The sequence below is a fragment of the Cyanobium gracile UHCC 0139 genome (assembly GCF_034931325.1).
In the GTDB taxonomy this organism is placed as follows: Bacteria; Cyanobacteriota; Cyanobacteriia; order PCC-6307; family Cyanobiaceae; genus Cyanobium; species Cyanobium gracile_B.
Genome location: NZ_JAYGHX010000001.1, coordinates 305,052 through 323,961 on the forward strand (window position 1 = coordinate 305,052; position 18,910 = coordinate 323,961).

Sequence of the window (18,910 nt, forward strand, 5' to 3'; positions counted from 1 at the left end):
AGACAGGACCGCCGTCAGTCTGCCCAGTCATCCTGGTACCCGCCGTCACACGATCCGGCGGCAGAAGTCGCCACAATGGCCCCGTCAACCCTCAGCGGTTGCCTCCCATGACTCTCAGGGCCGGCCCATCGGCTCCCGAAAGCCAGCACCATCGCGCTGCCGGCTCCAGCGCCCGTGGGACGAGGACATGGTCGCTGGCGCGACTCCTGGCGTCCGTTCACATGGAGCGGGAACGCGGCAGGGCCTACCAGCCGCGTTTCACCCGCGACCACCTGGCCTTCTCCTGGCTGGGAGCGTTGCTGTCCCTGGCCCTGCTCGGTGGCCTCAGCGCCTGGAGCGGGTACCTGTTGATGGCGGCCCCGCTGGGGGCGTCTTCGGTGCTGCTGTTCGGCCACCCCCGAAGCCCCCTGGCCCAGCCCCGCAACATCATTCTGGGCAACGGGCTGGGGGGTCTGATCGCGATGCTGGTGGTGAGCTGCGGCTGGTCCGGTGCCTGGGGGGTGGCCCTGGCTGTGGGGCTGACCATCGTGGTGGGGCAGCAGGGTCGCTGCCTGCACCCCCCCGCCGGCGGGGTCGCCTTTCTCGGGGTGTTCCTGAAGGCATCGGCTGGGTTCGTGCTGTTTCCCGTGCTTTCCGGTTCGGTGCTGCTGGTGTTGCTGGCCTGTCTGTTCAGCCGGGGGGTCAGGGGAGCCTCCGCCTACCCGGCGCACTGGCTCTGATCCTGGAGTCAGGCGATCTGGAGCTGGTCGAGCTGTTGCTGCAGTCGCTGCTTCATGCGCTTCTGAACCAGGTCGCAGAGCTCCTCCACCAGCTCGGCGTCGGCCCGGTAGATGAGGCGGACCCCGTCGCGCTCGCAACTCACGAGGCCGGCCCGCTGCAGCTGGGAGAGCTGGCGGCTGATGTGGGACTGGCTGAACCCGGTGGCCTCGATCAGGGAGGCGACATCACAGGGACCCTGACGCAGATGGCAGAGGAGCTGGAGCCGGGCCGGTTCGCTCAGCAGCCGGAAGAACTGGCTGAACTCCTCCAGCAGCTCTGGACTGGGAATCGAACCGGGACCGACAACGCCCATGGCAACCGACTATGACGCTAGCGACATTATGCAGCGCCGTTCCCGCCAATGGGGTGCAGACGGCAGCAGCTTTTCACTCTTTTGCCGTTGTATGCGTGTATGGTCATAGTCAGCAGTCCGTGCCGCCTCGATGTCCCCCGTTCCCGCCTCGTCAAGCCATGCCGCATGGGCCCGGCGGGGGGGATGGTCTTGAGCGTCGCCCTGCTGGGTCTGATGGCCGCCGGCGGTGCCCTGATCGGTTTCCTGCTGGCGGTGCTCGGCGCCGGCGGCTCGATCCTGCTGCTGCCCCTGCTGATCAGCGGCGCCGGACTGCCCACCCGTGAGGCGGTGCCCCTCTCGCTCCTAGCGGTGACCCTGCTGGCGGTGGCCAACGCCGGCCCCTACCTGCGGCGACACCAGGTGGCGCCCCGGCCCGCCCTGGTCCTGGGGGTGCCGGCCCTGGCGGGCAGCTGGATCGGCGGCACCCTCGTCAAGCAGGGGCTGATCCCCGAGCCGGTGCAGCTGGCCGTGTTCGCCGCTGCCGCCCTGGTGGCCGCCTGGCTGCTCTCGCGGCGGCAACGCGGCCCCGGCGGCGACAGGCACTCCAGCCAGCCCCGGCGGCCCGGCGGGACCCTGGCCCTGGCGGGCCAGGGGGTGGTGGTGGGCCTGCTCACCGGCATCGCCGGCGTGGGCGGCGGCTTCGCCATCGTCCCCGCCCTGGTGCTGCTGGCCGGTCTGCCGATGTCCCTGGCCAGCGGCACCAGCCTGGTGCTGATCGCCACCAACAGCCTGGTGGCCCTCGGGGCCCTCGGGCACTGGCCGGCGGCCGGCCTGCCCCTGCTGGCGCCCCTGATCGCCGGCGGCCTGGTGGGCGCCATCGGCGGCCAGGCCCTGGCCCCCCACCTCTCCGATCGGCGCCTGCGCCAGGGCTTCGCCGCCCTGCTGGTCGGATCGGCCCTGCTCACGGGCGCCGAAGCCCTCCAGCGCCAGCGCAGCCTCAGCGCCGCCGGTCCACCCACCCACACCGTCCCGCACCAGAAATGAGCCAACTCCTGTTCCAGTTCCGCCTGCAGAGCCGCCACGGCGCCGCCGGCGACAGCCTCAGCGTCGACGTCCGCAACGGCGAGCAGGAGCCGTGGCAGCCGCTGGAGCCCAGCCTGCAGACCCCCGGCTTCCGGCTGTTCCTGCTGTCGCTGCTGCTCTGCCAGCACCACTACCTCGTGGCCAACGCCGTCGAGCGGCATCTGCCCCTGGCCGCGGTGGATGGGGTGCTCAGCGTGACGGCCTCCGCCGACTGGATGATCGAGGCGGTGGACGGCACCTTCCAGGTGCGGCTGGAGGCGCCCGATGGGGCGCCGACACCCCAGCTGGATGAAGCCAGCCGGGCCTTTCTGGAGCGGCGCATGAAGGTCTGCCCGGTGTCGCGGAATCTGCCCGGTACGGTGACCAAAGCGATCGTGGTGCAAGCGGCGGGATGATCCGGGCGTTTGAACCGGCCGACTGGCCGGCGGTGTGGGCGGTGCTGGAGCCGGTGTTCCGGGCCGGCGAGACCTTCCCCCACGACCCGGCCATCGACAGCGACGCCGCCCGTCAGGCCTGGGTGGGGTCCGTCGCCGCCACCTTCGTGGCCACCGAGGCGGACGGCGCCATCCTGGGCACCTACTACCTGCGGCCCAACCAGCCGTGCCTGGGCGCCCACGTGGCCAACGCCGGCTACGTGGTGGCCGAGGCCGCCCGGGGCCGGGGGCTGGGCCATGCCCTCTGCCGCCACTCCCAGGAGGAGGCCCGGCGGCGGGGCTTCACGGCGATGCAGTTCAACCTGGTGGTGAGCACCAACACCGCCGGGGTGGCCGCCTGGAGCCGCAACGGCTTCCGCACCGTCGGCCGGCTCCCCGGGGCCTTCCGCCATCCCCGGCTGGGGGAGGTGGAGGCCCTGGTGATGTTCAAGACACTGGCCTGAGCTCAGGGGGACGGGTGCTCCTGGCAGGGCATCCAGAGGGAGCCCATGGCATGGGCCCCTTCGCAGCCCAGTTCCTTCGCCTTCTTCAGGGCCTCCTCCCGGCTGGGGTAGGCATAGAGGTTGGGCTGGCCCTGGCTGTGGTCGTGGCTGTGGCTGTTGTGGTGGTGCACCTGGCCGCTCGGGCTCCCCATGCGGTAGGGGCCCATCCCTTCCATGCCCACCCACCAGACACCCATCACGTTCACCCCGGCGATCAGGATGCCCATGCCCACCACGGAGGCGTTGATCACGCCCATGGCCACCGCTCCGAGGCTCAGCACCCCCATCGGCACGACACCGATGCTGATCACCCCCATGGGCACGATGCCGATCGAAATGATGCCCAGGGGGGCGATGCCGATGGCCAGGATCTTCGGGCGGCCACCGCAGGCCGAGGCGCCGCCGGTGGGAGGGGTCTCCGGCGCGACCGGGTCAGGCATCAGTGGGAGCCGTGGCCGGACGACCCGCCCTTGGTTTCGCCATGGCTGGAACAGGGCATCCACTGGTTGCCCATCTTGTGGGCCCCGGTGCAGTTGAAATGCTTGGCGGCGGCCTCGGCTTCCGCCTTGGTGGCGAACACCGCCTTCTGGGCGCCCTGGCCCGGCTGCTGAGCCAGGGCAGGGGCGCCTCCCAGGGCGGCCAGCAGGCCGGCGGCGGCCAGGGGGACGAAGGGAGGCCGGTGACGAGCCACGGCGATTCCAGAAACGACAATCATTCTGGCAGGGACGGCCTCAGGGGCTGTGGCCGCCGGTCGCCCAGGGATTGTCGCCGCTGGGGTGCCATCACGCCGGGAGGACCGCAGGGATCAGGCGACGGCCGCAGAGGACCGCGCCGAAGCCGAACACGTACATCAGCAGGCTGTAGACCGCCGCCGGCACCGCCATGTCGGGGTTGTTCAGCAAGCCGGCGGTGATGGCGATCGCCAGGGTTCCGTTCTGAATCCCCACTTCGATCGCGATGCACACCTGCTGGGCCACGGGCAGGCGGAACAGCCTGCCGGCCAGGAAGCCCGCCAGCATGGCCAGCAGGTTGAGCAGGGCGATCGCCAGTCCCATCTGGGCCAGAAAGCCTGGCAGCTTGGGGGCCTCGCGGATGAACAGCAGCAGGATGATCAGCGCCAGCAGGCCCCCGGCCAGGCGGCCCATCTGCTTCTCAAGCCGCCGGGCCGGCCCGGGGAAGCGATGGCGGATGGCCATGCCGATGGCCGTCGGCAGCAGGGTGATCAGCACGATCTGCAGCATGGTGGTGCCGATCGGCAGGGCGATCGCGGCCCCCTCGCCCAGGAAATGCTGGAGGGCCAGGTTGGTGAACAGCGGAATCGTGACCACGGTGATGAGGCTGCTCACGGCCGTCAGCGTCACCGACAGGGCCACATCCCCCCGGGCCAGGTAGGTCATCAGGTTGGAGGACGGCCCGCCCGGGCAGACGGCCACGACCACCAGACCCACCGCCATCACGGGCTCCATCGGCACCACCAGGGCGATCAACGCCCCCAGCAGCGGCAGCACCAGGGTCTGGCAGACCGTGCCCACCGCGACCGCCCTGGGGTAGCGCGTGATGCGCCGGAAGTCCTCGGGCACCAGGCTGAGGCCCATGCCCAGCATGACGATGGCCAGCGCCACAGGCAGCAGGACGGCGGTGAAGACGCTGCTCTGCATCAGTGGATGGCCATGCCCCGCATCACCGTGCCCATGATGCTCACCCGCGCCCAGCGCGGCAGGGGCACCAGCGACCAGCTCAGCAGCCTGGAGAGCGCCCCCGGCAGCACGGTGGTCTGCCGCCCCAGGGCCGCCAGGATCGGCTGGGCAAGCGCCTCGGGCTCGCTGGCCGCCCCCAGCCGCATCCCGGCCCTGGCGGCGAAGCCGCTGTGGGTGGGACCCGGGGCGGCGGCCAGCACATCGACCCCGTCCGCCCGGAGTTCCACCTGCAGGGCTTCGGCGAGGCTCTGCACGTAGGCCTTGGTGGCGGCGTAATGGGCCGCGTAGGGCATGCCCTGGAAGGCGGCGATCGAGCTGAGCAGCACCAGGCCGCCCCGGCCCCGTTCCCGGAAGCGGCGGCCGAAGTGGTGGCAGGCCTGCAGCACCGCCCGGCCGTTGACCATCAGCATCTCGGTTTCGCTGCTGATGTCGGCGTCAAGGAAGGGGCCGGCGCTGCCGAAGCCGGCGGAGGCCACCAGCAATCCCACATCCAGTGGATCGGTGACCCGGCGGATCGCCGCCAGCTGGTCGTCCAGGGCCAGGTCCAGGCGATGACCTGCACCTGCACGCCCTGGCTGGCGATGAGGCTGGCCGCCAGGGCTTCGAGCCGGGGCCGATCCCGGGCCACGAGCACCAGATTCAGCCCGGCGTCGGCCAGAGCGAGGGCCAGGGCGCGGCCGATGCCGGAGGAGGCTCCGGTGACGACGGCCCAGGGTCCGTAGCGTTGCAGGAAACGGAACTGGTGGCGGGTCGGGGCGGATGGCATCGCGGCTTCGGGGATGGGGGAGGGGGAACGGATGAGGGGGGAACTCAGCGCGGGAAGCAGGCCGCGAAGCGGGCCAGAAGGCGGCGGTCGCCGCTGATCCTGAGGCGGCGGCGCAGCACCTGCTCCAGGGAGCGGGGCGCTGGCGTCGGGAGGGGCCCGCGCTCGCGGGCAGCCGCGAGGGCGGGGTGGTCGGGACTCTTAGCCATGATGGTCGTCATGCCATAGGACAAAAAAGAGAGGGGCCGTCTCAGGCCCCAGGCGAGGAGGCCGCCGCCAGCAGCCGCCGGGCCAGGTCGGGGTCGTCCACCAGGCGGGCCAGCACCACCGCCCCCACCATGGCCGAGGCAAGATGCAGGGCTCCATCACTGGGCTCCGGCGCCGGCTGGCGCGGATGCAGCTTGCGCTCGATCGCCGCCAGCAGCCCGCGGGCGGCAGTCGCGAACGCGGAGCGCACGGGAGCGGGCTGGCGGGCCCCCTCCGCGCCGAGGGCCGCGATCACGCAGCCCCGCTCGGGGTGGGCGAGGTGCTCGGGGGAGAGGTAGAGGGCGAGGCTCTGCTCCAGCGACAGCGAGGGCGAGAGGGGGCCGGCGGCACTGGCGGCGGCCGCCGTGCCGATGGCCTCAGCCACCAGGGCGTCCCGACTGGGGAAATGGGCATAGAAGGCTCCATGGGTGAGGCCGGCCCGGCGCATCAGGGCGGGAATGCCGATGCCCGCCAGGCCGTGGCGGCGCAACTCCTCGGCGGCGGCCTCAAGGATGCGGGCGCGAACGGCCTGCTTGTGGCTTCCCGGGTATCGCATGACGGTCATCATGCCATCAGAGACCGGGTGGCGGCCAGGGCTGTCCTCCGGAAAGGGTGGACAGGCGCTCAGCAGGGGCTGCAGATGTCGATCAGGCAGCCGTTCGGATCGACGGTCAGGAAGCGGCGCTGGCCGTAGAACTCGTTCCTGGGCTCCTGCAGGATCGAAAGCCCCAGGGACAGGGCCTTGGCGTACACAGCATCGACGTCAGGGACCACGAAGGTGAGGTACAGGCCGGCAGGCGCCTGCTGAAAGGGCGGCGGAACCAGCTCACTGGATCGGGCGATGAGGCCAAGCTCAAGCGCCGGATGGGTGGGGGAACGCAGTTGGACGTACCAGTCGCTGTCGTCGTTCACCTTGAACTCAAGGAGCGAGACATAGAAATCGCGACTCTCGCCCAGCCGGTCGGAGCAGAGGTTGGTCAACAGTCGCGTGAAGGTCATGGAAGCCTTCGTCCTCGGCATGGAGCGCAGTCTGAAGCCTCACACGCAGGTGGAATCCAGCGCGCTCGAGAGCGCGTCTAGAAAGCGACCGCCCCAGAGACAGCCCATCCCGCCTGATGCAGTGATCGCCAGGGCGGCGGCAAGCGTCTCCAGTCTGCTGAGCTGGAAGGGATGACCAGCGGCGAAGGGCACCGAAGCGATCAGCACACCCATGGCAGCGCCGACAGCAAAGCGCGGCGCCACGGCGGAACGTGTCGTGCTGAGGTGTTGTTCAGGCGGCATCACACTCCTCAAGGCATAGCTGGGCAGACTTTCGGCAGGGTCGGGGCAACCTCAGGCGCCTGGTTGAACCCCCTTCCCATCCATCAGCAGGCGCTCGAAGGCCTCGTGATCCATCGGATCCAGCAGGGCCTGGTGTCGCCATCGTTCCATCAAGCCGCTCCAACTTGGCTGGGCCACCAGATCCGCGAACAGGACATAGGGCAATGAGCCCTTGATCCTGTTGAGCGATCGGCAAATGACTTGAACGCCTAGGTGGTCACTGCCAGGGGATCGGTGGTCGAGCTCTGCGAAGAGCGGGTGCTGTTGATGACCATCACCAAAAAAGAGTTGGACTCCCGACAGTTGGCAGGTCCCATGATTGGCAGAAAGGAGCTTCAGCAGCCCTGACTTAGGAAGACCCCAGCGCTTGGCCCTGGCCTCCGCCCACCAGAGATGAACCTCCTGAACCTCGAACGGGGAGCTCATGATTTGAACTGGCTGACAAGGCGTCTGACAGCCGGTTTGGAAGCGCCATAACTGACGATGGCCACATCAAGATCAGCATGCCAATAGAGATTCAGGGCTCGCTGGAGGCCATCCAGAATCCAGTCGGCTTGATTGCCAAAGGCCCCGCCACCGAGAAGCGTGAGAAACACGCGGTTGCTGCCGTGCTGGGCCGAGTCCAGGATGGCCGTGCAGATCGTTGCTTCAAACGACGTGACTCCGCCGCTCCATCCCCATCGCATCGTCAGGCGTCGGTTTCATTACATCCCAGATAGGGCCAACAACTCACGGTCGTCGCAATGCTCAAGTCCCAGGATTGCCGCATAAGACTCACCGGACAATCCAAGAGCTTTGGCAAACGCAGGTTCGGTCTTCAAGCCCGAACATTTCAATTCCGTCACGGCCGACTTCAGGCCAGGAGACAAGACGAGCAACCGCTGTTCAACCCGAAAATGCCGTACGCCCCACTGTTTGGCTGTCGGAATGGGTTGACAGAAGATATCAACATCCCATCCAAGTGCATGGAACTGAACAACAATGGATGCGTGCTCTTGAAAGATGCTGTGTCGAACTTGAAAGCCATCTTGCGATTCATATTGACGCGATGTGAATTCTGCAAACCGGTCAAGATCGTCACAAGAGCAGGCAATGTCGATATCGCTACTGGAAACATCAATTTCAAGCGGCAGCGTTCCGATCACTATTGGGTCGAATGAACACAGGTTGGCAAGCAGGCCAAGCCTCTCAATGGCTTGCTCGTAAGGGATTCGCATGTGGAATCGAAGTCAGGTGGGATAACGATCAAGCTCACCGAACGCAAATAGACTTTTCCACTCAAGAAGTCACTGTGGCACGTTTCGGCGCAGCGGCTGATGAGACTCACGAAGCCTCTCACGGGCATGAATGAATTGACTGATCCCTTCAACAAGTTCAGGCACAACTGGAAGCGTTGGGTCGGAGTAGGAAGCCTTTTGCTGTTCAGGGTCTAATGAAGCAGCCTTTAAGACGTGATTCATCCCTTCAATCATCCTGAGCTCCGCATCAGGCTTGGCCATTCTCAGGGCTTCCGCCTCGCTGACTGGCACTTGGATATCCGTGGTTCCTTGAACAATGAGAGCAGGTATCGTGAGGCGCCTGATCTCCTGGGCAGGGGTGTAACGGAACCACGAAATGAGCTAAGGCTGGACGCTCGCTCTGAAGAGCATATGTAATTCCAGTGGAACGGAGATCACAGGGTTACCTTGCTCTAGAGCAACAAGAATCTGCTCACTCTGCAGCCACAATGGATCAGGCAATCTCGATTGTAGCTGTTTTCGTAGTATTTTTGATGCCGCTTGGGCGGGTCCGGCGATGGAGACAAACGCATCTGCTTCCACTTTGCTGGTCGCCAGCATTCCGATCAGAGAACCTTCACTGTGACCAATGACGGTGACGCTTGAGAAACGAGGATCGAGCTGGAGTCGTTGAATCCAGAGTGCTGCATCATCAGCATAAGTATCAAAACGCAAATCAACTTCTTCAGGCCCTGCAGCTGAACTTTCTCCAATACCACGCTTGTCATAGCGTATCGAGGCAATGCCGTGATCGGCTAATCCTTCAGCCAGTTGCTTGAGGCTGTTGTTCTCGCCAGCCAGAGGCCCGTTCCCATTGCGATCAGTCGGACCTGAACCCGCAATGATCAGCACCACAGGCGTTGGCAGATGAGAGGTTGGAAAAATTTGTGTGCCGTAGAGAGTTCCTGTGAAAGTCATCAGGTGAACTCCGGCAGACTTTGAGGGGTTTGTCATTGTGCCTCCATCATCAGAAATCAAGGCAGAGCCAGCAGCCAGCGATGAAACCTACGGAATGACGAGAGCCGAGGGACAAAAAGTGAAGTGCGTTGAATTGATTCCAAACATACTCAGATCTGGAAAGACAAAAGCGACTAACGCTCAAGGTCATCGGCTGACAGTGGCCTTACGCAAGGATCAAGCACCGTTATAGCCTTGCGCTGAATCTTGATGCTAGCCATCAGCGCGTTGAATCCGCAGCATTTCACATGCGCCTCTCTGAAACTCGTAGTTCACCCGCTGAATCGATACGTTGTGTCCAGCTGTACGCAGCATCTCGACACTCCCTTCCAGATAGGGCGAACGTGCACCGCCCAAGGCAAGCAGTGGAAACACCCTGACTTCTTTGGCAACGCGGCATAGCTCCAGCAGTGAGGCATGGTGAAACTCTTCGTCCAGCTGTTGGCTATACAGGAAGAGAAGATGCGAGCAGAGGGCTAAGTCAAAGTCGCCGGTAGGAAATGGCAGAGAAGGTAGAGCCGCATTCACATACCTACCCTCCATGAGGCCGGCAGGATAGTCAGCCAAGAACGCATTCATGGCGGCCATGCGGACCTTGCCAAGCTCATCGACCGATGTGATGGCTTCCCAAACGAACTCCTTCTGGTTCTGCCTCGTCTGATCAATCACTTGCTCATAGGTAGCGGTAATACGAGCTTCAATATCGGCGTTGCTGAACGCATAGAGTGGATCGCAGGAAACAACCCTGGCTCCTCTTCTTGTTGCTTCTGCATTGAAGCCAGCAGGTCCGTCCCCACAGCCAAGGATTCGGCCTGCCATCTCGGCCTCGGCCAGCAAGAACATGGCTGTGTATTCCTCGAAAGAACGACCCCAAGGAACAACCTTATCAAGCGTGAACATGATGCCGTTCGCGAATGGCTAACGTTCGAGCGAAGCAGGTGGCCTGCCGTTGGTGCTCAGTTTGACCGAGGGATTAGGCAGCACCGTTCACCCGGCAACAGGAGTGCAAAGTTCGATGAGCGTACCGTCTGGCGCACGGACATAGGAGACGGTCTGGCCCCACGGCTTGGCCACGGGTGCAGCCAGCTCCTTGGCTCCATGCTTGATGGCGGATTGGTGGGCGTCCTGCACATCTTCGGTGACGAGAGCGATCTCCATACCCAGGGGTTGCTGGGACTCGCTGGCATGCACGTGACCGGCTGGAAAGTTCATTGCACCCAGTGCATGGGAGGCGAAGGCGAGGGTGGTTTCTCCTGTCTTGAGCTCGCCGTAGTCACCTGAGTCGTGAAGGAACTTCCGCTCAAGGCCGAAGGCCCGCTCGAAGAACTGGAGCGAGTCCGCAACGCGGGGGACGTAGACGATGGTGTAGCCGAGTTTCATGGTGGGAACACGTGCTGTTGAGAGCGTGGCTCGTGTTTTGTGGTCTCAGCGCCGCAGGCTCAAAAGGCATTGCTGGTACGACCTAATCTGCTGCGATGAGAGCAGAGAGTTGCTCGCCGTGGCGACGGATGCTGCCAGCCCAGCGTGGATCGACATGGTGGTAATCAGGGGCGATTTGGTGGTAGAAGCTTGGCATGGGCGTTGAGAGGCCCAACGCCTTAAATCAGCAGCGACAGACGAACTTCAACTCAAATCCAGTACCTTTTCACCGTCCGCTACATTGGAATTGCTCGGCGGCGATCGCGTTCCTCCAACTTCAATCTAAATCACAAGAAGGCGTTGCTGATCTGACAGATGAGTTTCGTAGGGGAGGTTTGAGAACCACCCCTACTGCAAGATAGCCCATCTGCGAATAAGTTCTACATTCAGCAATACCCATAAGGATACAGGTTATGTTCATGGTGTCCGTAGATGTTCAATATCTTGAATCGGCGGCGCACCGAACAACCGAGCATACTCGCGACTGAATTGTGACGGACTCTCATACCCTACTTGATAGGCAGCAGTGGAAGCATTAGAGTTTTCAGCAAGCATCAGACGGCGCGCTTCGAGGAGTCTCAAGTGTTTTTGATATTGCAGCGGACTCATGGATGTCACGGCTTTAAAGTGATGATAAAACGAGGAAGCAGACATCCCGGCTTGTCCTGCTAAATCCTCGATACGCAATGGCTGTGTGAATTCAGCCTTGAGCTGTTTTATCACCTCAGCAATCCGCTGCATAGTGCTACCCGATGTGGCAATTTGGCGAACTGCTGCGCCTTGGTCACTCATTAAAAGGCGGTAATAGAGTTCGCGAATGATTAGCGGTGCCAGGACGGGAATATCCTGTGGTGTATCCAGAAGTTTCGTCAGCCTGAGAGCGCAATCGAGCAGCGGTATATCAATCGTACTGACAAATAAGCCTCTCACAGCATTTTCTTGCTGACGTTGAACCGCACTGGCTTGAATTATCAGATCACAGAGTTGATAGGGATCTAACATCAGCTTAAATCCCAGATAAGGCTTATCAGAAGTTGCCTCTACAACAAATGCGGTTAGCGGCAGATCAACTGATACAACCAGGTATTGCGCCGCACCATACCGATAGATGTCCTCATTCAGAAACAGTTCTTTTTTACCTTGAACCAGAATTGCAAAGATCGGGTCACAAACACCGCGTAGTGCAGTGGACACTGAAGATTCTCGCTGAAATTCCAATTGAGCGATCGCGGTTTGATGAAACCCATTTCCCTTGCCATCGGTATGACTAGTGATCAGGTCTGCCAACTCCTGGCACTGCTTTGTGATCTCAGCTTGATGGCTAACTGAGCGAATGATTTGAGGTGTCATGGGATTTTACCGACTCATGGAATCACCTTCCACTCAGCATTATAGACGACCAACAGAATCCCAGCTTGGAGGATTAGGCAAGAATCCGGGAGGTCTATGTATTGAGCTATCTTGCCTTTGCTCTTACTGTGAGTCAATACAAACTCATCAGCCAGGAAAAGCAACTATGTTGAACGTTGAAAAGAAAGTTGTCGTCATTACCGGAGCCAGCAGTGGAATTGGCGAAGCAACTGCTCGATTGCTGTCACAAAATGGCGCAAACGTTGTTCTAGGAGCGCGACGGACAGAGAAGCTCGGCAAGATTGTCGAGGATATTCGTTGTCAGGGCAACACAGCAGAATTTAGAGCGGTGGATGTCACCAATCGTGAGGATGTGAAAGCGTTCATTCACTTTGCCAAAGATAGGTTTGGTCGTGTTGATGTGATTTTTAACAACGCAGGCGTGATGCCGCTATCACGGCTTGATGCCCTGAAAGTTGAGGAATGGGACACCATGATCAATGTCAACATTCACGGCGTATTAAATGGCATTGCAGCGGGACTGCCGATCATGGAAGCGCAAGGCGGTGGACAGTTTATCAATACTGCGTCGATCGCCGCTCATTGGGTCGGACCTACTGCTGCCGTTTATTGCGCCACAAAATACGCAGTTTGGGCAATCTCCGATGGGCTGCGTCAGGAGTCAAAGAATATCCGTGTCACGCTTATCTCCCCTGGCGTGGTCGAAACTGAACTTGGCTCCGATATCACGGACAATGCCAGCAAGGGTTTTTTACAGGAACTTCGCAAGACGGCACTCACATCAGATGCGATCGCCAGAGCTGTCATCTATGCGATTGCTCAACCAGCGGATGTAGATGTCAATGAAATTATTGTACGCCCGACCGCCAGCGCATTCTAAAGCATTGCCCATTCATCCTCATGGCAAGGCACAGTTCAACTTACAGACAAAATGAAAATCGAAGCGGATAACGCCTGGTTCTGCGTGGCGGCACTCACCCTGCCCACTGTGGCCAGAGGCGACAGGAAGGCATGGATCTCCTCCTCGCCCATGTCGCTTGGATGCCGCATCCTGTGAACGCGCAGAAAGCGCTTCACCCCATGGGCATCAGTTCCTCCCGGTAACGATCCATCGGCCTCGGGCCGGGAGTCGGAGCCATGGGAGCGGGGTCGGAGCCGCCTTCAGGGTTCCCCGCCCGGCTCCTCCACCAGCCGCGCCAGGGTCGCCTCCAGCTCGCGCCGCCATTCGCCGGGGGCGAAGCGGTGCCAGCGGCCGTGGCCGGGCAGCAGCCAGCGCACGTCGAGATCCAGCAGCCGCTCCACCGAGCGCACCTGCTCCCACCAGTCCCACCAGCAGTAGCGGCGGGACGCCACCACCCCGGGGGGATCCTCGCCCCACCAGAGGTGGTCGCCGCTGAACAGCACCTGGCCGGCGAACAGCACCGCCACCGAGCCGGCGGTGTGGCCCGGCACCGGCAGCACCAGCAGGTCGTCGTCGAGCGTGATGGCTTCGGTGCCCTCGAAGCGGTGCTCCGCCTCCGGGGCGGCGTCGGCATCGGCGGTGTGGATCCAGCGTTCGGCGCCGAAGTGCCGGGCCCAGGTGTCGTGGTCGGCCACGTCGTCGCGGTGGCTGAGCAGGATCCGCTGCAGGCCCCCCAGGGCCCCGATCCGGCGGGCGAGGGCGCCGCTCCAGCGCGGGGAATCGATCAGCACATTGTTGGGCCGGCCATCGGCGTGGCGCCGGGTGATCAGCCAGCTGCTGGCCCCGAAGCTCTTGCGCGACGCCCAGCCGCCGTAATGCACCGCCCCCGCCGGCAGGCTGCACACCGGGGCCGGGAAGCCGTCGGCCGGGCTCCGGGCCAGCAACTCCCTGCTGGTGCCGATCGCCGCCACCGGGCAGGCCTGCAGCGCCATCAGGGCCGCGCGGGTCTCGCCCTCGCCCTGCGGCTGGGCCCACACGTGCGACGTGCGGCCGGTGGGGGCGAAGTGGGCCGGATCGAACTGCCAGCAGGTGCCGCAGTCGATGCAGGTCCGGTCCACATAGAACGGCCCGGGGGTGTTGGCGGCCAGGCGCTGCTCGGGACGGGCCATGGGAAGGTGGCGGCGACGCCCCTAGCCTGATCCCCATGGCCCATGCCCTGGCGCTGCTGGCAAGTGCGTCGCGCCGCGAGGCGCTGCTCGACTGGCTCGACCGGCAGTCGCTGGCGGTCAATGGTTTCCCCCTGCTCACCAGCGCCGAACTGGCGGAGCGGCTCGGCAACGACCCACGCACCGCCCAGCTGCGGGTCACACCGCTGGCGGCCCTCGCCGAGGGGGGTGACATCCAGGTCGCCGCCAAGGTGCTCGCCCGTGAGGTGGACCTGGTGGTGGCCTTCCTGGATCCGGAGCTGCCGGCGGGCACCCCTCCCGACGCCGGGCTGCTGATCCGCGCCTGCGAACTGGCTGGCGTGCCCCTGGCCCTGAACGCCGCCACCGCCGAGCTGGCCCTGCGCGGCCTGTCCCACGGCCGCTCGGCCTACCTCGTGTTCAATCCCGTCGCCGGCCAGGGGGATGCCAACGCCGATCTGGCCCTGATCCGCTCGATCCTCGAGCCCCAGCTCCTGGTGACCGTGCTGCTCACCCGGGCCGGCACCGACCCGGGCGACCAGTGCCGGGAACTGGTCGCCCTGCTCCAGGCCCGACCGGCCGACGAAGCCGACAACGCCATGATCGTGGCCTGCGGCGGCGACGGCACCGTCTCGGCCGTGGCGGGGGCGGTGGCGGGCACCGGCATTCCCCTCGGCGTCCTTCCCCGCGGCACCGCCAACGCCTTCGCCTCAGCGCTGTTCATTCCCACCGATCTGGTGGCCGCCTGCGAAACGATCCTGGCCGGCCACACCCACGTGGTGGATGCTGCCCGCTGCAACGACGTGCCGATGACCCTGCTGGCCGGGGTCGGCTTCGAGGCCGGGATGGTGGATCGGGCCACCCGCGAGCTCAAGACAATGCTCGGCCCGCTCGCCTACGTGCTCGCCGGCGCCCAGCAGCTGGCGTCCCAGCAGCCGTTCCGGGCCCGGGTCGACATCGACGGCACCGTCACCGACGTGCAGGCCGCCGCCATCACCGTGGCCAACGTGGCCCCCGCCACCTCCGTACTGGCCCAGGGCTTCGGGCGGGTGATCCCCGATGACGGTCTGCTGGAGGTCACCATCGCCTCCCCCGCCACCCGCCTGCAGGGCCTCAACGCCCTCGCCTCCCTGCTCACCTCCGCCGTGGTGCAGTCGCCCGCCAACCATCCGGACCTCCTGTGTCTGCGGGCCAGCCGCATCACGATCACCACCGACCCCCCCCAGCGCCTCGTGATCGACGGCGAGATGCTCGAGGCCGACCCCGTCACCTTCACCTGCCTGCCCGGCGCCCTGACGGTGTTCGCCCCGTTGCCCCCACCGTGAACGGGCCCCCATGAACCTGGCCACCGAGGCGGGCGTCGCCACCAAGATCAGCCGCATGGCCGACCGGGTGCGCTGGGGCCATCCCGCCCTCGCCCGCCACGGCATCGACCCCTGCCGCCTGGCGATCGCGGGCGATCCGGGCAGCCCCGAGGCCTTCTCCTTCCTCGTGCTGGGTGACAGCGGCACCGGGCTGCATCGCCGCGACACCCCCCAGCGGCGGGTGGCGGAGCAGCTGCTCGCCCATGGCGCCGATGCCCGCTTCCTGCTCCACACCGGCGATGTCGTCTACCCGGTGGGCTCCAGCGAGCAGTACCCCGACAACTTCATCCGTCCCTACCGGGAATGGATCGTGGGCGGCGAGGAGTGGGACCGGCTGCGCTACGACCGGCTCGTCTTCCGGGTGCCGTTCCTGCCGGTGCTCGGGAACCACGACTACTACGACCTGCCTCTGCCGCTGGGGCTGCTGGCCGGCCTGACGGCGCCGCCGCGGCGACTGCTGCGCCCCTGGATCCAGCTGGATGTGGGCTGGCATGGCTCCTTCGTGGGCCAGGCCTGGGCCCGTGCCTTCCTCGATGGCCTCGCCGCCGTGCCCGAGACCGGGCTGGAGGAGCACCTCGCCCGCACCCGCACCGCCACGGTCGACGGGGCCCGCTGCCTGCTCTACCGCCCCGGTACCTTCACCCGCCTGCCCCATCGCCACTACACCTTCCGCTGGGCCGGCGTCGATGTGTTCGCCCTCGACTCCAACACCTTCAACCAGCCCCTGCCGGCCTCCGCCGACGACGGGGAGCTGCGCCGGCGCCGCCAGCAACTCGACGCCGAGCGGGCCACCCTGCTGCTCTCCCTCGGTCCCCCGGGCGGCGACGAGGACGCCCGCGACGACCGGGCCGCCAAGGCCGAGCAGCTCGACGAGCAGATCCGGGACATCGACAAGCAGCTCGAGAGCGGGCCGCCGGCGGTTGACCAGGAGCAGCTCGACTGGTTCGCCGACGCCCTGATCGCCTCCTGGCGCAACCCGGAGGTGCGGGGCCGGCTGCTGGTGCTGCACCATCCCCCCGTCGTCACCGAGGTCAGCAAATGGGACCAGGGCCAGACCCTGGCGGTGCGCGCCCGGCTGCGCGGGGCCCTCGATCGGGTGGCCAGTGCCCTCGGGCCACGGCCAGCCGGGCGGCCCCTGATCGATCTGGCCTTCAGCGGCCATGCCCACTGCCTGGAGTATCTCCAGACCGCCGACACCGGCCATGGCGATGCCCACATTCCGTGGCTGATCTGCGGCGGGAGCGGCTACAGCCTGCGCCGCCAACGGCCGGAAGGGCCGCTGCTGCAGGAGGCCCCCCCCGACGCCGCCAGGGTGGTGGCCCGCTCGCAGCTGTTCCTCGGCCGCAGTGGCCGGGGTTCCTCCCTGCGCCGCTCCTACTCCGCCCTGCGGGTCGATGTGGCGGCCGGCAGCCCCCTGAGACTCACGCTGACGCCGCTGGTGGCGGAGAAGGCCGAGGGCCGCTGGCGGCACCGGACCCTCGATCCGATCCTGCTGCCACCGCCAGCCTGATCCCGTGCGGGGTGGGGGCGGCCAGGGTTGGCGCAGCGGATCAGCGGTGTTCGATCACCGCATCGAGCGGGTAGCGGACCTTGGCCAGGTCGGCGTACTTGTCGGCCGGATCGCGATAGCCGGCGGCACACACCACGGCACTGCGGTAGGGGGTCGCCTCCAGGCCCAGCAGGCGGTCGTAGTCGGGTGGCGAGAAGCCTTCGATCGGGCAGGTGTCCACCTGCAGCAGGGCGGCGGCGGTCATGAAGTTGCCCAGGGCGATGTACACCTGGTTGCTGGCCCAGGTGGCGATGGCGGCGCTGCGGGGGCCGTCGACCAGGTCCTTCTGCATCAGCTGCCGGTAGCCCTCCAGCTGCTCCGCCGCCAAGCCGCGAGCAGCACTCGTGGCCTCGATCAGCCGCGTGAGATCGGCCAGTTCGATCGTTCGCCGCGCCAGGAACACCACCAGGTGGGAGGCCTCGGTGATCTGGGACTGGTTCCAGGAATGGGGCCGCAGTTCGGCGCGAAGGGCCGGATCCTCGATCACCAGGAACCTCCAGGGCTGCAGGCCGTAGGAGGAGGGGGTGAGCACCAGCGCCTGCTCCAGCGCCGCCCAGGTGTCCGCAGGGATGGTGCGGCCCGGGTCGAACTGCTTGGTGGCGTAGCGCCAATGCAGGGCGTCAATCAGCTCGGAGGAGCTCAGAGTCATGGCTGGGGAGCGCGGTGACGGGGGGTCTCGCCCGGAACCTAAGGGGTCAGCGCACGGGACGTCTGTGTCGGTGCCCCGGTCACCGGCCGTGACCACTCCTGGTGCAGGGACAGGTGTAGACCGGCAGCGCCCATCCCCGCTCCCATGGACCCCAGCGCGGACCTCACCAGCCGGTTCCTGCAGCTCGCCTGCGGCAACTGGATCACCCAGATGCTGCACGTGGCCGCCGAACTGGCGATCGCCGACCATCTGGCGGCCGCCGGCCCCGACGGCCTGACGGCCGAGGAGCTCGCCGGCCGCTGCGCTGCCGATGGCGAGTCCCTGTTCCGGCTGCTGCGGGGCCTGGCCAGCCTGGGCCTGTTCGCCGAGACCGGCCCGCGCCGCTTCGTGCTCACCCCCCTGGCGGAGCTGCTGCGCAGCGACCATCCCGGCTCCCAGCGCCAGTTCATGCGCATGCTCGGCGGCGAGCACTACGACGCCTGGGCCGACCTGCTCCACAGCGTCCGCAGCGGCGAGAGCGCCTTCCGCCACCACTTCGGCGAACCCGTCTTCGCCTGGTACGGCCACAACCCCGAACGCGGCGCCATCTTCGACGGCGCCATGACCGACTTCTCCCGCGTCGAGACCGAGGCCCTGCTGGCCACCTGGGACTTCAGTGCCTCCAGCCACTTGATCGACGTGGGCGGCGGCCGCGGTGCACTGCTGCAGGCGCTGCTGCGCCACCACGGCCACCTACGCGGCACGCTCTTCGACCAGCCGGCGGTGGTGGCGCCGGTGGCGGTGCCGCCGGAGCTGGAGGGACGCTTCACCATCGCCGCTGGCGACTTCTTCGCCGGCGTGCCGGCCGGCGGCGACACCTACCTGCTCAAGCACATCCTCCACGACTGGGGCAATGAGGCCTGCCTGACGATCCTTGGTCACATCCGCGCCGGCCTGGCCCCTGGCGGGCGGCTGCTGATCCTCGAGCAGGTGATCCCCCCCGGCAACGATCCGGCCCCGGGCAAGCTGCTCGATCTCAACATGCTGGTGATGACCGAGGGCGGCCGGGAACGCACCCCCGCGGCCTACACCCAGCTGCTGGAGCGTGCCGGCCTGCGCCTGGTGGCCATTCACCCGACCCCGTCACCGGTCGCGGTGGTGGAGGCGGCGGCAGCCTGAAGGGA

At 65.6% G+C, this 18,910-nt stretch carries 29 protein-coding genes; 8 read left to right on the forward strand and 21 right to left on the reverse strand.

What is annotated here, in order from left to right; translation table 11 throughout:
- Nucleotides 1–221 precede the first annotated feature (221 nt).
- Nucleotides 222–719 (forward strand): HPP family protein, encoded by a 498-nt coding sequence (locus tag VB738_RS01455; RefSeq protein ID WP_323304042.1) that lies wholly within the window; start codon nucleotides 222–224, stop codon nucleotides 717–719.
- A gap of 8 nt (nucleotides 720–727) precedes the next feature.
- Here VB738_RS01455 and VB738_RS01460 read toward each other — a convergent pair whose 3' ends face one another.
- Nucleotides 728–1,072, reverse strand: coding sequence for a metalloregulator ArsR/SmtB family transcription factor (locus VB738_RS01460; protein ID WP_323304043.1), 345 nt, complete (start codon nucleotides 1,070–1,072; stop codon nucleotides 728–730).
- A 183-nt stretch (nucleotides 1,073–1,255) separates the two neighbouring features.
- On the opposite strand from VB738_RS01460, the gene VB738_RS01465 reads away from it, so the two are divergent.
- From VB738_RS01465 to VB738_RS01475, 3 genes are read left to right on the forward strand one after another with little or no spacing between them, the layout of a single operon-like run.
- Complete coding sequence (locus VB738_RS01465; RefSeq protein ID WP_323304044.1) at nucleotides 1,256–2,095, forward strand: sulfite exporter TauE/SafE family protein; 840 nt, start codon at nucleotides 1,256–1,258, stop codon at nucleotides 2,093–2,095.
- Complete coding sequence (locus VB738_RS01470) at nucleotides 2,092–2,529, forward strand: hypothetical protein (protein ID WP_323304045.1); 438 nt, start codon at nucleotides 2,092–2,094, stop codon at nucleotides 2,527–2,529. Before VB738_RS01465 ends, VB738_RS01470 begins: the two co-directional genes overlap by 4 nt.
- Nucleotides 2,526–3,011 carry a GNAT family N-acetyltransferase gene (locus VB738_RS01475; protein ID WP_323304046.1) on the forward strand — a complete coding sequence of 162 codons (486 nt, stop codon included), beginning with the start codon at nucleotides 2,526–2,528 and terminating at the stop codon, nucleotides 3,009–3,011. Before VB738_RS01470 ends, VB738_RS01475 begins: the two co-directional genes overlap by 4 nt.
- 2 nt (nucleotides 3,012–3,013) lie before the next feature.
- Here VB738_RS01475 and VB738_RS01480 read toward each other — a convergent pair whose 3' ends face one another.
- The 17 genes from VB738_RS01480 to VB738_RS01560 all read right to left on the reverse strand — a co-directional run bounded on the left by VB738_RS01480 (nucleotide 3,014) and on the right by VB738_RS01560 (nucleotide 12,079).
- On the reverse strand, nucleotides 3,014–3,490 hold the full coding sequence (locus VB738_RS01480; RefSeq protein ID WP_323304047.1) for a hypothetical protein: 477 nt from the start codon (nucleotides 3,488–3,490) through the stop codon (nucleotides 3,014–3,016).
- Complete coding sequence (locus VB738_RS01485; RefSeq protein ID WP_416233138.1) at nucleotides 3,490–3,741, reverse strand: hypothetical protein; 252 nt, start codon at nucleotides 3,739–3,741, stop codon at nucleotides 3,490–3,492. Before VB738_RS01485 ends, VB738_RS01480 begins: the two co-directional genes overlap by 1 nt.
- Before the next feature lie 91 nt (nucleotides 3,742–3,832).
- Nucleotides 3,833–4,708: a bile acid:sodium symporter family protein gene (locus VB738_RS01490; RefSeq protein ID WP_323304048.1), complete on the reverse strand. Its 876-nt coding sequence runs from the start codon at nucleotides 4,706–4,708 to the stop codon at nucleotides 3,833–3,835.
- Nucleotides 4,708–5,223, reverse strand: a complete 516-nt coding sequence (locus VB738_RS01495; protein ID WP_323304049.1) for an SDR family NAD(P)-dependent oxidoreductase — start codon at nucleotides 5,221–5,223, stop codon at nucleotides 4,708–4,710. The genes VB738_RS01490 and VB738_RS01495 overlap by 1 nt, the downstream gene beginning before the upstream one ends.
- Entirely contained in the window at nucleotides 5,151–5,513 is a 363-nt protein-coding gene (locus VB738_RS01500; RefSeq protein ID WP_323304050.1) for an SDR family NAD(P)-dependent oxidoreductase, read from the reverse strand. The genes VB738_RS01495 and VB738_RS01500 overlap by 73 nt, the downstream gene beginning before the upstream one ends.
- 44 nt (nucleotides 5,514–5,557) lie before the next feature.
- Nucleotides 5,558–5,719 carry a hypothetical protein gene (locus VB738_RS01505; RefSeq protein WP_323304051.1) on the reverse strand — a complete coding sequence of 54 codons (162 nt, stop codon included), beginning with the start codon at nucleotides 5,717–5,719 and terminating at the stop codon, nucleotides 5,558–5,560.
- Between the two features lie 41 nt (nucleotides 5,720–5,760).
- The gene (locus tag VB738_RS01510; RefSeq protein ID WP_323304052.1) at nucleotides 5,761–6,321 is read right to left on the reverse strand and encodes a TetR/AcrR family transcriptional regulator; all 561 of its coding nucleotides are present in this window, start codon (nucleotides 6,319–6,321) and stop codon (nucleotides 5,761–5,763) included.
- 59 nt (nucleotides 6,322–6,380) lie between these two features.
- Nucleotides 6,381–6,755 carry a VOC family protein gene (locus VB738_RS01515; RefSeq protein ID WP_323304053.1) on the reverse strand — a complete coding sequence of 125 codons (375 nt, stop codon included), beginning with the start codon at nucleotides 6,753–6,755 and terminating at the stop codon, nucleotides 6,381–6,383.
- Nucleotides 6,756–6,794: 39 nt separating this feature from the next.
- Nucleotides 6,795–7,037, reverse strand: coding sequence for a hypothetical protein (locus VB738_RS01520; RefSeq protein WP_323304054.1), 243 nt, complete (start codon nucleotides 7,035–7,037; stop codon nucleotides 6,795–6,797).
- A gap of 51 nt (nucleotides 7,038–7,088) precedes the next feature.
- The gene (locus VB738_RS01525) at nucleotides 7,089–7,502 is read right to left on the reverse strand and encodes a hypothetical protein (RefSeq protein WP_323304055.1); all 414 of its coding nucleotides are present in this window, start codon (nucleotides 7,500–7,502) and stop codon (nucleotides 7,089–7,091) included.
- Complete coding sequence (locus tag VB738_RS01530) at nucleotides 7,499–7,762, reverse strand: hypothetical protein (RefSeq protein WP_323304056.1); 264 nt, start codon at nucleotides 7,760–7,762, stop codon at nucleotides 7,499–7,501. Before VB738_RS01530 ends, VB738_RS01525 begins: the two co-directional genes overlap by 4 nt.
- An 18-nt stretch (nucleotides 7,763–7,780) precedes the next feature.
- Nucleotides 7,781–8,293, reverse strand: a complete 513-nt coding sequence (locus tag VB738_RS01535; RefSeq protein ID WP_323304057.1) for a DUF4269 domain-containing protein — start codon at nucleotides 8,291–8,293, stop codon at nucleotides 7,781–7,783.
- A 69-nt stretch (nucleotides 8,294–8,362) separates the two neighbouring features.
- Nucleotides 8,363–8,575, reverse strand: coding sequence for a hypothetical protein (locus tag VB738_RS01540; RefSeq protein WP_323304058.1), 213 nt, complete (start codon nucleotides 8,573–8,575; stop codon nucleotides 8,363–8,365).
- Nucleotides 8,576–8,695: 120 nt separating this feature from the next.
- Complete coding sequence (locus VB738_RS01545; protein ID WP_323304059.1) at nucleotides 8,696–9,331, reverse strand: alpha/beta hydrolase; 636 nt, start codon at nucleotides 9,329–9,331, stop codon at nucleotides 8,696–8,698.
- Between the two features lie 192 nt (nucleotides 9,332–9,523).
- Nucleotides 9,524–10,210: an SAM-dependent methyltransferase gene (locus tag VB738_RS01550; protein ID WP_323304060.1), complete on the reverse strand. Its 687-nt coding sequence runs from the start codon at nucleotides 10,208–10,210 to the stop codon at nucleotides 9,524–9,526.
- Nucleotides 10,211–10,297: 87 nt separating this feature from the next.
- The gene (locus VB738_RS01555) at nucleotides 10,298–10,690 is read right to left on the reverse strand and encodes a VOC family protein (RefSeq protein ID WP_323304061.1); all 393 of its coding nucleotides are present in this window, start codon (nucleotides 10,688–10,690) and stop codon (nucleotides 10,298–10,300) included.
- Nucleotides 10,691–11,146: 456 nt separating this feature from the next.
- On the reverse strand, nucleotides 11,147–12,079 hold the full coding sequence (locus VB738_RS01560; protein WP_323304062.1) for an AraC family transcriptional regulator: 933 nt from the start codon (nucleotides 12,077–12,079) through the stop codon (nucleotides 11,147–11,149).
- Nucleotides 12,080–12,245: 166 nt separating this feature from the next.
- On the opposite strand from VB738_RS01560, the gene VB738_RS01565 reads away from it, so the two are divergent.
- Complete coding sequence (locus VB738_RS01565) at nucleotides 12,246–12,980, forward strand: SDR family oxidoreductase (protein WP_323304063.1); 735 nt, start codon at nucleotides 12,246–12,248, stop codon at nucleotides 12,978–12,980.
- Nucleotides 12,981–13,015: 35 nt separating this feature from the next.
- Here VB738_RS01565 and VB738_RS01570 read toward each other — a convergent pair whose 3' ends face one another.
- Together VB738_RS01570 and VB738_RS01575 are read right to left on the reverse strand one after the other, a co-directional pair.
- Nucleotides 13,016–13,177 (reverse strand): phage integrase N-terminal SAM-like domain-containing protein, encoded by a 162-nt coding sequence (locus VB738_RS01570; RefSeq protein ID WP_323304064.1) that lies wholly within the window; start codon nucleotides 13,175–13,177, stop codon nucleotides 13,016–13,018.
- An 84-nt stretch (nucleotides 13,178–13,261) separates the two neighbouring features.
- Nucleotides 13,262–14,170 carry an MBL fold metallo-hydrolase gene (locus tag VB738_RS01575; protein ID WP_323304065.1) on the reverse strand — a complete coding sequence of 303 codons (909 nt, stop codon included), beginning with the start codon at nucleotides 14,168–14,170 and terminating at the stop codon, nucleotides 13,262–13,264.
- Between the two features lie 35 nt (nucleotides 14,171–14,205).
- Here VB738_RS01575 and VB738_RS01580 point away from each other — a divergent pair, with 35 nt between their 5' ends.
- On the forward strand, nucleotides 14,206–15,510 hold the full coding sequence (locus tag VB738_RS01580; RefSeq protein WP_323304066.1) for a diacylglycerol kinase family protein: 1,305 nt from the start codon (nucleotides 14,206–14,208) through the stop codon (nucleotides 15,508–15,510).
- 10 nt (nucleotides 15,511–15,520) lie between these two features.
- Entirely contained in the window at nucleotides 15,521–17,059 is a 1,539-nt protein-coding gene (locus tag VB738_RS01585; RefSeq protein ID WP_323304067.1) for a metallophosphoesterase, read from the forward strand.
- A 40-nt stretch (nucleotides 17,060–17,099) separates the two neighbouring features.
- Here VB738_RS01585 and VB738_RS01590 read toward each other — a convergent pair whose 3' ends face one another.
- Nucleotides 17,100–17,747, reverse strand: a complete 648-nt coding sequence (locus tag VB738_RS01590) for an NAD(P)H-dependent oxidoreductase (protein WP_323304068.1) — start codon at nucleotides 17,745–17,747, stop codon at nucleotides 17,100–17,102.
- A 144-nt stretch (nucleotides 17,748–17,891) separates the two neighbouring features.
- On the opposite strand from VB738_RS01590, the gene VB738_RS01595 reads away from it, so the two are divergent.
- Complete coding sequence (locus VB738_RS01595) at nucleotides 17,892–18,905, forward strand: methyltransferase (protein WP_323304069.1); 1,014 nt, start codon at nucleotides 17,892–17,894, stop codon at nucleotides 18,903–18,905.
- The last annotated feature ends 5 nt before the right edge of the window (nucleotides 18,906–18,910 follow it).